Source organism: Mycobacteroides sp. CBMA 271 (assembly GCF_009729205.1).
In the GTDB taxonomy this organism is placed as follows: Bacteria; Actinomycetota; Actinomycetes; order Mycobacteriales; family Mycobacteriaceae; genus Mycobacterium.
This window is the reverse complement of sequence record NZ_VTHB01000009.1, coordinates 251,355-263,890: the sequence shown is the minus strand read 5'-3', so window position 1 is coordinate 263,890 and position 12,536 is coordinate 251,355. Positions and strand designations below refer to the sequence as shown.

The window sequence follows — 12,536 nt, the reverse complement described above, 5'->3', positions numbered from 1 at the left end:
TACCTCTGCGAGGTCCACCACATCCACGAGTGGGCCCATGGCGGTACCACCGACATCGACCGACTCACCTTCGCCTGCCCCGCCCACCACCGCCTCCTATCCCAAGGCTGGACCACCCGAAAACAACCAGACGGCACCACCGAATGGATACCCCCACCACAACTCAACCTCGGCAGTTCAGAGCTCGCGGGTCAGACTCGGCATGATCACATCATCCACCAGCGTTCGGACGGTATCGGCCGTAGCCGACCTCACCGGCAGCAGCCCGCGGAACACGAGGTACCCCGGTAACAGATCCCAGAGCTCCTCGTTGATGGCAGCCGCGTCAATCTCACCTCGTTCAACGGCCGCGGCGAGCACATCGTCGATCAACTCCTTGCGCTGATCAACAAACTTCGTCCGAAATGCCTTGGTCAATGCGGGGTTTCGCGTGATCTCATTCAACATCCCACGCATGATGGGCGAGTTGCGTCGAACATCGGCGAGCGCATGGGTGCCAATGGTCAGCAGGTCCTCACGAAGAGATCCGGTGTTTGGCCGCACCAACTGCGCACGCATTCCTTCAATGAAGGCCGCCAACACCAGTTCAGCTTTCGAAGGCCAACGCCGATAGATCGTTGCCTTACTTGCCCTCGACTCGGTAGCGACTTCATCCATCGACAGGCGGTCGTAACCATGCTGCTGAAGCAGCCGCAGCGTGACAGCGAGCAGCTCCACCTCGCGCGGGGTCCACGGCGAGGCTTCGCGCCCCTTCCCCGCCTTAGTCAACCCCGTTGACACACCTCGCCTCACGGGAGTACGGTACCGTACCGTTCCGCAAATCGGCTCGACCGCCTCTCAGTACTCGATCCGCGGCCTGCCGACTACTGAGAGGGCGTGGACACTAGTGCAGGGTCGGCTCTGGACTCTCCTCAAACGGTGGTGGACGTTGGTCGTAGCGGCTTGCGTGGTGGCCGTGGTGGCCTTCGGCGTGACTCGGCTTCACGGCGTATTCGGTTCGAACATCGAGCTGTCCCGCCCAGGCACCGAGGCCATGGAAAACACCAACTACAACCCCAAACGCGTCCTCTTCGAGGTCTTCGGCACGGCCGGGAGCACCGCAACCGTCAACTTCCTCGATGAAAACGCTCAACCACACCGCGTCGACAACGCACCACTGCCGTGGTCTCACGAGCTGGTCACCAACGACCCCACCCTGTTCGCCGATCTGCGCGCCCAGGGCACCGGTTACGTAACCGGCTGCCGCATCACCGTCGACGGCATCGTCAAGGACGAAAGGACCGTCACCATCGTGAACGGCTACACCACCTGCCTGGACAAGTCCGCATGAGTGCCGGTCACGCCCAAGAGTCGCGACCGGCACGGATCATCCGCCGCCTCTCAGTGCCCATCATTCTGTTCTGGGTGGCGGTCGCCGGAGTGACCAACGCCCTTGTACCGCAGCTGGAAATCGTCGGTGCCGAACGCTCGGCCCCCATGAACGCGGCCGACGCACCGTCCACTCTCGCGATGCGACACATCGGCAAAGTGTTCAACGAGTTCGACTCGGACAGCTCGGCAATGGTGGTACTCGAAGGCGAGAATCCCCTTGGCGCCAAAGCTCACGACTTCTATAACACGTTGGTGCAGCGGCTGAATGAGGACCGCGAACACGTCCAACATGTGGCCGATTACTGGGGTGACCCGATCACCGCGGGTGGCTCGCAAAGCAAGGACGGCAAGGCCGCGTACGTGCAGGTCTACGTCGCCGGCAACCAGGGCGAGGCACTCTCCAACGAATCCGTCGACGCCGTGCGCCGCATCGTGGCGGACACGCCAGCCCCAGATGGGATCAAGGCCTACGTATCGGGCGAGGCGCCGACCATCACCGATCAATTCGAGATAGGCAACGCGGACGCCGCCCAGGTCACGATCATCACCTTCGCGGTCATCGCCGTCATGCTGCTGGTCGTCTACCGCTCGCTCGTCACGACGGCCATCGTCCTGGTGACGGTCATGGTGGAACTCTCATCAGCACGAGGAGTCGTTGCCGCACTGGGGCATACGGGCGCCATCGGTTTGTCGACTTACGCGACGAACCTTCTCACCATGCTCGCCATCGCCGCCGGCACCGACTACGCGATATTCTTCGTCGGGCGCTACCAGGAGGCACGCTCGGCCGGCGAGGATCGCGTGACCGCCTATTACACGATGTTCAAATCCACCGCTCACGTGATCATCGGATCGGGTTTGACCGTCGCGGGTGCGTTGTTCTGCCTGTCGTTCACGCGACTGCCCTACTTCCAAACCCTTGGCGTGCCTGCAGCGCTCGGGGTGCTGGTGGCATTGGCCGCGGCCCTCACCATGGCACCCGCGGTGCTGGTAATCGCCAGTCACTTCGGTCTGATGGAGCCCAAACGTGCGATGCGCACCCGCGGATGGCGCCGCATCGGCACGGCAATTGTGCGCTGGCCCGGCCCAATTCTCGTCGCCTCCTGCGTGGTGACGTTCGTTGGGGTACTCGCATTGCCGGGATACCAGACCACGTACGACGGCCGCATCTACATGCCCGACAGCACCCCGTCGAACGTGGGATATGCCGCGGCAGAACGTCACTTCTCCGTCGCCCGACTCAACCCCGAACTTCTCATGATCGAAACCGACCACGACATGCGTAACCCCGCAGGCATGGTCTTACTGGAACGCGTCGCCAAATCGGTTCTGCATGCGCGAGGCGTGGCCCTGGTGCAATCGATCACGCGCCCCCTCGGGACGCCAATCACCCATTCATCCATACCGTTTCAGATCAGCGCATCAAGCGCGAGTCAGCTGATGAACCTCTCGCAGCAGCAGAACCAGGCCTTGTACCTCACGCAGCAGGCCGACCAGATGACGCAGACCATCGCCGTGCTGAAACAACAACTGGCGCTTCAGAAACAAAGCGCAGCCATCACGCACGAACAAACTCAAGGATTTCAGCAGACGGTGGCCGTCGCCGAGGACCTACGGGACAAGATCGCGAACTTCGACGACCAGTTCCGGCCCATCCGTAACTATTTCTATTGGGAACCACACTGTTTCGACATCCCCTTCTGTGCGGCACTGCGATCGATCTTCGATGCCCTCGACGGTATTGATGAACTCGTCGATGCACTGCAATCGGTCACCGGGAGCCTCGACAAGCTCGACACGCTACAGCCCAAACTTGTGGAGCTGATACCGCCGCAGATCGCCATCCAGGAGAAGAACCGCGACCTGACTCTCTCCAACTACGCCATCAACGACGGCACCAACCAACAGAATGAGGAATCCACCCGCACCGCAACCGAGTTGGGCAAGGCCTTCGATGACGCGAAGAACGATGACTCCTTCTACCTGCCACCGGAGGCGTTTGACAACCCCGCGTTCAAACGCGGTATGAAGCTGTTCATGTCCCCGGATGGCAAGGCCGCGCGGATGATCATTACCCACCAAGGCGATCCGCAGACCTCCGAGGGGATCAAGCACATTGATGCAATCAGAGAGGCCGCCTTCGACGCCGTGAAGGCCACTCCACTGGCGGACGCCAAGATCTACGTGGCCGGAACCGCCTCGGCATACAAAGATATCCAAGACGGTCAGAAGTACGACCTGCTGATGGCCGCACTGGCTTCACTCGGTCTCATCCTGCTCATCATGATGTTCCTGACGCGCAGCCTGGTTGCGGCCTTGGTCATCGTCGGGACCGTGGCGCTGTCGCTGGCGGCCTCTTTCGGCATGTCAGTTGTAGTGTGGCAGTACATCTTCGGCATTCCGCTGTTCTGGGTCATTTTCCCGCTGGCGGTCATCATCTTGCTGGCGGTCGGGGCCGACTACAACCTGCTGCTGATCTCCCGATTCAAGGAAGAAACCGGCGCGGGACTGAAGACGGGCATCATCCGCGCCATTGCCGGCACCGGCGGGGTCGTCACCGCCGCAGGCCTGGTCTTCGCGGTGACGATGTCATCCTTCATCTTCAACGATCTGCTCGTCCTCGGGCAGATCGGCACCACGATCGGCCTCGGACTGCTCTTCGACACCTTGGTAGTGCGGTCCTTCTTGACGCCGGCGATCGCCACCATGCTGGGTCGCTGGTTCTGGTGGCCGATAAATGTGCGCACTCGCCCGGCGCCTAAACCCTTTGGGCCGAAGCCTGTTGGGTCGGACGACACCACCGGGCCGGTCTCGGTGAGCGGGTAGCGGTCAGCCCGGTTGAGTCCACGGCTCGGTCGGCAGCGGGGATCCAGTCTCCAAGAACGACTTGAGGTTTGACAGGACGGCCGCCCATCCACCGCTAGCCTGCGCATACTCGGTAGGATCCGCGAGATCAGCATGCGTCACGGTCAGACGCACGATGTCTTGGTACGGCTGAATCAGGAACGTGACGGTGGACTCCTGTCCGCCAGACGGCTCGGCCCACGTGGTCACCAGCTTGCGCGGCGGATCTGCCTCCACCACGGTGCCGACCACGTCGGCGATGCCGGAACCATCCAACCGCTGATGCTCCCAGCGTGAACCCTGTTGCCAGTCAGAGACATTCGCGTGTCCCCAGTACTGCCCGCTGAGTTCGGGGTCGGTGATGGCCTCCCACACCTTTTCCGGTGTGCTGTTGATGTAGGTGGTGTAGACGAACGTAGGTTGGGAAGGCTGAGAAGACTTAGTCACGGATTCCTCCTGGGCTCGCTGCTTGATGGCACTCAACGCTCGCAGTCGCGGGCGTTCGAACTTGTCGATCCACCGTTCCTGAATCTCGTGCAGCGGAACCGGATTGAGATAGTGCAGCTTCTCCCGGCCCTGACGCACGGTGCTGATCAGGTTGGCGGATTCGAGTACGCCCAGATGCTGAGTCGCCGATTGCCGTGTCATCGACACGTCCTCGCATAACTGACCCAGGGTCTGGCCGTTGTGTTCATGCAGCCGATCCAGCAGCGCTCGTCGCGTTGGATCAGCGAGCGCCCTGAAGACCAATTCGAGATCGGGGTGCACCCGATCATTATGCAGGTATTTACCTGCCTATTGCAACGGGCGCCTTCTTGGCGGCATTAACCCTGCTGAAGCGGACGCCCTTATCGGCGATCTTCCCGTATTTCAGCACGGGCAGCTCACGGAAGTAGTTCTGGTACGAACGCCACGGAGCCGCCGGTACCTGATGCGGCATCGCCTCGGCCGCCCGGGAGATGTACCCGGAGTCCAGGTCGACGAAGGGCAGCCGCTCGGCGGTCTCGGGTTCGACGGGCCAGACGACCGTCTGCCCCTGCTTGTCCATGTAGTTGAGCAGCCGACAGGTGTACTGCGACACCAGATCGGCACGCAGTGTCCACGAGGCATTGGTGTATCCGAACGTGAAGATGAAGTTCGGGATGCCCGTCAGCATCAGCCCCTTGTAGGTGACGCACTTCGACGGATCAACCTCGACGCCGTCGACGACGGGTTTGAGGCCGGCCGCCAGCTGAACATTCAAACCCGTTGCCGTGACGATGATGTCGGCCTCAAGCTCCTCGCCCGACTCCAACAGGAGGCCCTTCGGCGTGAATCGCGCGATGCGGTCGGTGGCGATCGACGCGGTGCCCTTGCGCAGCGCACGGAACAGATCCGAATCCGGCACCACACACAGCCGCTGATCCCACGGGTTGTACTTCGGGGTGAAGTGCTTGTCCAGGTCGAAATCGGGGAGCTGACGCTTCAACAGCGCACGCAGGATCCCCTTCATCCGCTCCGGGTCGCGACGGCTGGTCTGGTAGCTGATGAAGCTGACCATCTGGTTCTTCCACTTCACGATCGGGTACGCGATCGAGGCGGGCAGCTTGCCCTTCAACGCCACCGCCAGCGCGTCGGTGGACGGCAGCGACACCACATAGGTGGGCGAGCGCTGCAGCATGGTGACGTGCCCGGCGGTCGGGGCCATCGCGGGAACCAGCGTCATCGCCGTCGCGCCACTGCCGATGACGACAACCTTCTTGCCGGCGTAATCCAGGTCCTCGGGCCAGTGCTGCGGATGAATCACCTGACCGGTGAAGTCCTCGGCACCCTCGAAATCGGGCGTGAAGCCCTCGTCGTAGTTGTAGTAACCGGTGCAGCCCAAGAAGAACTCGCAGGTGAACTCGACGGCCTCGCCATCACGCTCGGCACGCACGGTCCAGAGCCCGTCCTCGGAGGACCATTCGGCGCCGACGACCTTGTGCCCGAAGCGGATCTTCTTATCCACGCCGAATTCGCGCGCGGTGTCGGTGACGTACTCGCGGATGGACGTCCCATCGGCAATGCCCTTGGTGCTGGTCCACGGACGGAAGTTGAAGCCCAGGGTGAACATGTCGGAGTCGGAGCGGATCCCCGGGTAACGGAACAGGTCCCAGGTACCGCCGATGCGCTCGCGACCCTCCAGCACCACGAAATTCTTACCCGGCACGTCGCGGGTGATGTGGCAGGCCATGCCAATACCTGAGATCCCGGCGCCCACGATGACAATGTCGACATGTTCGGTCATGAGGACTAGGCTATCGACGCAGTGTCGAGAAAGTCAACAGTGTGTCGAGAACTTTATAGAATGCGCAGGTAGACGTGACAAAACCGACCACAAGAGGCCGCAAAACCACGCGGCCCTCCGGGGATGAGCGCATACAGGCGATCCTGGCCAACGCCGAGGAACTGCTCAGGGACCGCCCTCTCGCGGATATCTCCGTCGACGATCTGGCGCGCGGAGCGGGGATCTCCCGGCCGACGTTCTACTTCTACTTCTCTTCCAAGGAGGCCGTGCTCCTCACGCTTGCCGAGCGGATCATCGAGGAAGCCGACGCCAATGTCGCGAGCATCGATCCGGCTGCCATGACCAGCATCGCGGAGTACTGGCGCGCGGTGATCAAGGCCTACTTCGACGCCTTCGGTTCGCACCGCGCCGTCTCGGTGGCCTTGTCCGGGGTCCAGGGCGCCAACGCTGAGTTGGATCAACGCTGGTCCGAGGTGACGGAAAACTGGGTCGCCAACACCACGATTGGTATCGACGCCGAACGCGCACGTGGGGCGGCGCCGACGACGATTCCCGCCCGCGATATCGCCATTGCGCTCAATCTCATCAACCAGTCGGTGATGCAGTCCACCTTCACCGGCCAGCAACCCGCCGTCGCGGACGCCGACGTTGTCGATACGCTGCTCCACGTCTGGCTCAATGCGATCTACGGAGGGGTCTGTGCCTGAAAGTCTTCGCGCAAGCGGCTCATCCATGCGAATTCGCGCCGCTGTGCTGCACGCAGCACCCGTCGACCGGCCATACCGCGACACCCATCCGCTGAAAGTCGTTGACCTGGAGCTCGACCCGCCCGGCCCCGGTGAGGTGCTGGTCCGAATCGAAGCGGCCGGACTGTGCCACTCGGATCTGTCGGTCGTCGACGGCAACCGGATACGCCCGATGCCCATGGCCCTTGGACACGAGGCGGCCGGCGTCGTCGCCGACGTCGGACCCGGTGTTCGCGACGTCTCCCCCGGCGATCACGTGGTGCTGGTGTACGTGCCGAGCTGCGGCGCATGTCGGTACTGCTCCTCGGGTCGCCCCGCGCTGTGCCCCGACGCCGCGGCAGCCAACGGTCGCGGTGATCTGATTCGCGGCGGTACCCGCCTGCGCGATCTGGACGGCACTGAGATTCGCCATCACTTGGGCGTCTCGGGCTTCGCCGATCATGCCGTGGTAGACCGTAATTCGGTGGTCGTCATCGAGAAAGATGTGCCGCTGGACACCGCCGCCCTTTTCGGCTGCGCCATGCTGACGGGTTTCGGGGCGGTCACCCATACCGCCGCGATACGTCCCGGCGACTCGGTCGCGGTCCTCGGACTCGGCGGTGTCGGCCAGGCCGTGGTGATGTCGGCCGCCGCCGCGGGCGCCGGGCGGGTGCTCGCCATCGACCCTGTTGCCGCCAAACGCGAACTGGCCCTTGAGCTCGGGGCCACCAGCGCTTGCGCCCCGGACGCGGCGCCGGGCGGTCACGACTGGGTGTTCGAGGTCGTCGGATCGGCCGCGGTACTGGAACAGGCATACGCGCTCACCGGCCGCGGCGGTGGCACCGTGTCGGTGGGACTGCCACACCCCGACGCGCGAATCACCCTCCCCGCGTTAAGCATTGTGGCCGAGGGGCGCAGCATTCTGGGCTCGTACATGGGGTCGGCGCAACCACAGCAGGACATCCCCGCGATGCTGGCGCTGTGGCGCGTAGGACGGCTGCCGGTGGAGAAGCTCAAGTCCGGAGAGCTGCCACTGGAGGACATCAACATTGCGCTCGACGCGCTGGCCGACGGCCTGGCAGTTCGACAGGTCGTACGCCCGTGACTAAACCCGACATCCCCACCAAGGCCGACTTCCCGGTACACCTTCGGCACCAAACTCGTTGGGCCGACAACGATGTCTACGGACACGTCAACAACGTCGTGTACTACGCATGGTTCGATACCGCCGTCAACGGCTGGCTGATGGAGGCCGCTGGATGCGATATCCGTGACTTGCCTGCCATCGGCGTCGTCGCCGAAACGTCCTGTAAATACCTGGCCGAGGTGTCGTTCCCAGATGAGCTGTCCATCGGGTTGGCGCTGGAGCACCAGGGCCGCAGCAGCGTCATCTACAAACTCGCCGTATTCACGGTTGTGAACGGCGTCGTCGAAGACACTCCGCGCGCCCTCGGTAGATTCGTCCACGTCTACGTGGACTCCGACGCACGCACCCCGGTCCCCATCCCCGAGCAAGTAGCCACGGCTCTCGAACAGTTGAGGTAACCACACATGCCATCTCTAACCCGCTCCGATGCCATCTACACCCTTGAACTCGGCACCGACGAAAACCGGTTCACCACAGCGAATATCGAGCAGATCAATGCACTGCTGGACGAGGTTCTGGACGACGGCACCCCGTCCGCGCTGGTGGTCACCGGCAGCGGCAAGTTCTTCTCCAACGGGCTGGACGTCGATTTCCTGGGCGCCAATCCCGACAAGCTCAGCTGGTACATCACCGAGGTCCAGAAGATCCTGGCGCGCTTCCTCGTATTCCCGACGCCCACCGTCGCCGCCGTCAACGGCCACGCGTTCGGTGCCGGCGCCATGGTCGCGCTGGCCTGCGACTACCGGGTGATGCGCGCCGATCGCGGATTCTTCTGCCTACCCGAGGTCGATCTCGGCATGCCGTTCACTCCCGGCATGGCGGCGTTGTGTCAGGGCAAGATGACGCCGCAGGCGGCCTCGGCGACCATGCCGAGCGGACGCAGGTTGGGCGGCGCCGATGCACTCAACTACCAGATCGTCGACGCTGCCGTCGCCGAAGACGGGGTGCTATCTACCGCAACGAGTTTCGTCGCGGCATTGGTGGGCAAAAATCGAGACACCCTCGGCAGCGTCAAGTACGGGATGTATGGCTCAACCGTGCCACTGCTGCTCGCCGGATTGGGGTCGTGACAACAAGGCCACGATGGCCAGCGCGACGGCGATAGCCGACGTCGAGATCGCTACCCAAAAACCGTACCCCGTCACGATCGGCGCCTTGACATTCGTGCGGTAATACAACAATTCCAGCCCCAGCAGCCCCAGCGCCAGCACACCCGCGGCGATCGGGGCGACCCGGTGCAGAATGTGCTGTCCCACCATGCATCCGGCCACCACGAGTAGCGCCGATACCAGCAAGATCATTTGTCCCGCGCCGAATCCGGGCGGCAATACCACCGATCCGGTGGCACCGCCGATGGCGCTGGCTCGTCCCCCTCCGCTGGCCGAGGTCCGCAGCCAGGGAAGCCAGACGCTGAGCCCGACCACCAGACCGGTGAACGCGATCAGCCAGCCGGCGCGTCTCATGGCAGTTGGCTCGGGACGCACTTGGCCAACATCGCCTTCAAGGCGCGACGCTCATCGGACGTGAGCTTCTCCATGACCTCGTTCTCGCCTGCGGTCACCGCTTCCACCGCCTTCTCGAGCTGGATGCTGCCGCGCCGGGTGAGACGAGCGGGCAGTGACCGCCCGTGGTCCGCATTCTCGGGCCGGGAGATGAGACCCTCCTCCTCCAACCGGTGCAGCACCGCGTTCATGGCTTGCCTGGTGACCATGGCCTGCCGGGCCAGCTCGGAGTTGGACATGCCCGGATAGGTGCGCAGGATCTGCATGCAGATGTACTCGGGCAGGCTGAGGCCGATCGGCTCCAGTCGGGCCGCGACCTTGCCCCGCAGTGATGTCGCGGTGCGGGTCAGCATGTACCCCAGGGTGGCCCGTCCATCTATTTCCATGTCAATGATGTTGACTTATGTCAGTGCCGCTTACAAGCAGGTCCCCGCGCCGTGTCGGGCGCGGGGACCTTTGAGCTTGCTACCGGAGACTAGTCAGACGACCCCGAGTGCGAGTCGCTGTGCGAGGAACCGGTCGAGCTGCCCGTGTGCGAATCGCTCGACGCGGAGGACGAACCGGACTCCGTCTTGCCTGCGGTCGAGGCCGCAGTCTCCGGCTTCTTCACAGGTGAAGCGTCCTTTTCGGGCTTCTTCGCGGGCGCGGCGTCCTTCTCGGACTTGGCTGTGTCGCCGGCCTTGGGCCCCTTGGCCGTGTCGTCGGCCTTGGGAGCAACCCCACCGCTGACCTGCCCGACCTTGGTGGACGGGGTAGGCAGCTTGATCTTCGGCAGGTTGACCTTCGGCTCTGCAGGAGTCGCGGGCTTGGCCGGATCCGCAGGAGTCGCGGGCTTGGCCGAATCCGCAGGAGTGGCCGGCTTGGCGGGCTCCGCAGGCTTGGTCGCCTTGTCCTCGGTGGCCTTGTCCGCGGAGGTCTTGGTCTCCTCGGTCTTGGACTCCTCGGTCTTGGACTCCTCGGCACCCGTGGCCGGCTTGCCCTTGTCCGCGCCGGATCCGACGTGCTCAACCGGCTTCTTGGAATCTCCCTCGGCCTTGGCAGGCTTGTCGGTTGTTGCCGAACCCTCGTGCACGGCGGGCTTGGCGTCATCCTTCTTGGCGTCCACGGTCGCCGACTTCTCGACGGTCGTCTTGGCGACGGCGTCGGTCAGCAGCGACTTGGGTGCGGTCACGTTGGCCGCAGCGGTGAGGGCGCCGATACCCGGCAATCCGATGCCGCTGAAGATCGACTGGATGGCAGCAACTGCCTTCGCGGTGGCCGCCTGCGCGTCGGCAAGAGCCTTCGCCTGAGCCGCCGCATTCTGCGTCAGGAAGTAGACGGGCAAGACGACGGGCAGGATGGCTACCTTGAACGCGGCGTCGGCGATCGGCACCGCGAGGTTGCCCAGCGGGTCCTGCAGGACCGGCGGGACACCGGGAACGGCGGCCTTCGGCGTCACAACCGGCGCGGCGGTTGCGGACTCGACCTTGGGTGCGGCGGCCGCCAGAGGGGCGGTGGCCGCGAGCGGTGCGGCGGCCGGAGCTGCCGTCGGCGCAGGGAACAGGCCGAAACCGGTAGCGAAGAGCTTCACCACGGCATCCAAGTTCGCCTGCGCCTTCGTCAGCTGCGCCTGCAACGCAGCCGACTGTCCCGTCAACACCAAAATCGGAACATTGATCGGCAACGTCACAAACACATCAAACGCAAGCCCCACAATGGGATTGACGATCTTGTTCCACGGATCCTGCCACGCCGGCGTCGGCGCCGGAGCGGCAGCAGCGGCAGCGGCGGGCTGTGCGAAGGAAGCGAACGACGTCACCTTCGGCGCTGCCAGTGGAGCGACGGCAGGAGCGACAGCGGGCGCAGCGGCGGGCGCGGGCAGCAGGCCGAAACCGGTCGTGAACAGCTTGGCCACGGCATCAAAGTTCGCCTGCGCCTTCGTCAGCTGCGCCTGCAACGCAGCCGTCTGACCCGTCAACACCAAAATCGGAACATTGATCGGCAACGTCACAAACACATCAAACGCAAGCCCCACAATGGGATTGACGATCTTGTTCCACGGATCCTGCCACGCCGGTGTCGGCGCCGGAGCCGCAGCGGCGGGCGCCGCATTCGGAGTGGAAGCGAGCGCGGATACCTTGGACAGCGCGGCGGGGGCCGCCGCAGGTGCAGCGGCAGGAGCGGGCGCGGGCAGCAGGCCAAAACCGGTCGTGAACAGCTTGGCCACGGCATCAAAGTTCGCCTGCGCCTTCGTCAGCTGCGCCTGCAACGCAGCCGTCTGACCCGTCAACACCAAAATCGGAACATTGATCGGCAACGTCACAAACACATCAAACGCAAGCCCCACAATGGGATTGATGATCTTGTTCCACGGATCCTGCCACGGCAGCGTCGGCGCCGGAGCCGCAGCGGGAGCGGCGGCGGCAGGTGTCACACCCGGAAACGCGGCCAGCGAGCCTAGGTTGGCCGGCGAAAGCGGGCCATCGTTCGACGTCAGGACGTAGGCCTGCGTCGAAACTGTCCGGTGTTGTTCTGGACTGGCGCTGGGAGCTTGGATTGTGGGCACGGAAGCCGACGCGGCAATGCAGACACTGCAAACCGTCGCGGCGGCCGTTGCACGAAGACGAACGCGCACGTGAACCACCCCTTCTGGGCAAAGTATGTGAATGAGCTGAGAGCAATCGGGTTAAACGTAGGGCACA

The 12,536-nt window shown here is 63.7% G+C and carries 13 protein-coding genes; 7 read left to right on the top strand and 6 right to left on the bottom strand.

Annotation, left to right across the window (positions count from 1 at the left end; genetic code table 11):
- The coding region (locus tag FZI91_RS23180; RefSeq protein WP_166548275.1) for an HNH endonuclease signature motif containing protein at window positions 1-291 on the top strand (291 nt) is incomplete at its 5' end.
- Here the strand turns inward: FZI91_RS23180 and FZI91_RS23175 are convergent.
- The gene (locus FZI91_RS23175; RefSeq protein WP_162526345.1) at window positions 178-792 is read right to left on the bottom strand and encodes a TetR/AcrR family transcriptional regulator; all 615 of its coding nucleotides are present in this window, start codon (window positions 790-792) and stop codon (window positions 178-180) included. The genes FZI91_RS23180 and FZI91_RS23175 overlap by 114 nt on opposite strands.
- Window positions 793-886: 94 nt before the next feature.
- Between FZI91_RS23175 and FZI91_RS23170 the strand changes: the two genes are divergently transcribed.
- Window positions 887-1,330 (top strand): MmpS family transport accessory protein, encoded by a 444-nt coding sequence (locus FZI91_RS23170; protein WP_162526346.1) that lies wholly within the window; start codon window positions 887-889, stop codon window positions 1,328-1,330.
- The gene (locus FZI91_RS23165) at window positions 1,327-4,197 is read left to right on the top strand and encodes an RND family transporter (RefSeq protein WP_155941407.1); all 2,871 of its coding nucleotides are present in this window, start codon (window positions 1,327-1,329) and stop codon (window positions 4,195-4,197) included. Before FZI91_RS23170 ends, FZI91_RS23165 begins: the two co-directional genes overlap by 4 nt.
- 3 nt (window positions 4,198-4,200) lie before the next feature.
- On the opposite strand, the gene FZI91_RS23160 is transcribed toward FZI91_RS23165, so the two are convergent.
- Together FZI91_RS23160 and FZI91_RS23155 are read right to left on the bottom strand one after the other, a co-directional pair.
- Entirely contained in the window at window positions 4,201-4,965 is a 765-nt protein-coding gene (locus tag FZI91_RS23160; protein ID WP_155941468.1) for a metalloregulator ArsR/SmtB family transcription factor, read from the bottom strand.
- 37 nt (window positions 4,966-5,002) lie between these two features.
- Window positions 5,003-6,481, bottom strand: coding sequence for an NAD(P)/FAD-dependent oxidoreductase (locus tag FZI91_RS23155; RefSeq protein WP_155941406.1), 1,479 nt, complete (start codon window positions 6,479-6,481; stop codon window positions 5,003-5,005).
- Between the two features lie 74 nt (window positions 6,482-6,555).
- Here FZI91_RS23155 and FZI91_RS23150 point away from each other — a divergent pair, with 74 nt between their 5' ends.
- The 4 genes from FZI91_RS23150 to FZI91_RS23135 are packed head-to-tail and all read left to right on the top strand — an operon-like array spanning window position 6,556 to window position 9,423.
- Window positions 6,556-7,188, top strand: coding sequence for a TetR/AcrR family transcriptional regulator (locus FZI91_RS23150; RefSeq protein ID WP_162526347.1), 633 nt, complete (start codon window positions 6,556-6,558; stop codon window positions 7,186-7,188).
- 25 nt (window positions 7,189-7,213) lie between these two features.
- Window positions 7,214-8,311, top strand: a complete 1,098-nt coding sequence (locus FZI91_RS23145; protein ID WP_155941466.1) for an alcohol dehydrogenase catalytic domain-containing protein — start codon at window positions 7,214-7,216, stop codon at window positions 8,309-8,311.
- Window positions 8,308-8,751 (top strand): thioesterase family protein, encoded by a 444-nt coding sequence (locus tag FZI91_RS23140; protein WP_162526348.1) that lies wholly within the window; start codon window positions 8,308-8,310, stop codon window positions 8,749-8,751. The genes FZI91_RS23145 and FZI91_RS23140 overlap by 4 nt, the downstream gene beginning before the upstream one ends.
- A 6-nt stretch (window positions 8,752-8,757) precedes the next feature.
- Window positions 8,758-9,423, top strand: a complete 666-nt coding sequence (locus FZI91_RS23135; protein WP_155941405.1) for an enoyl-CoA hydratase/isomerase family protein — start codon at window positions 8,758-8,760, stop codon at window positions 9,421-9,423.
- Here FZI91_RS23135 and FZI91_RS23130 read toward each other — a convergent pair.
- The 3 genes from FZI91_RS23130 to FZI91_RS23120 form a co-directional block, all read right to left on the bottom strand.
- Window positions 9,385-9,816: a hypothetical protein gene (locus FZI91_RS23130; protein WP_155941404.1), complete on the bottom strand. Its 432-nt coding sequence runs from the start codon at window positions 9,814-9,816 to the stop codon at window positions 9,385-9,387. The two genes, FZI91_RS23135 and FZI91_RS23130, sit on opposite strands and share 39 nt — an antisense overlap.
- A complete protein-coding gene (locus tag FZI91_RS23125) occupies window positions 9,813-10,241 on the bottom strand; it encodes a MarR family winged helix-turn-helix transcriptional regulator (protein WP_155941403.1) in 429 nt (142 codons plus the stop codon). Before FZI91_RS23125 ends, FZI91_RS23130 begins: the two co-directional genes overlap by 4 nt.
- Window positions 10,242-10,330: 89 nt before the next feature.
- Window positions 10,331-12,268 carry a hypothetical protein gene (locus tag FZI91_RS23120; RefSeq protein WP_155941402.1) on the bottom strand — a complete coding sequence of 646 codons (1,938 nt, stop codon included), beginning with the start codon at window positions 12,266-12,268 and terminating at the stop codon, window positions 10,331-10,333.
- Window positions 12,269-12,536 lie beyond the last annotated feature (268 nt).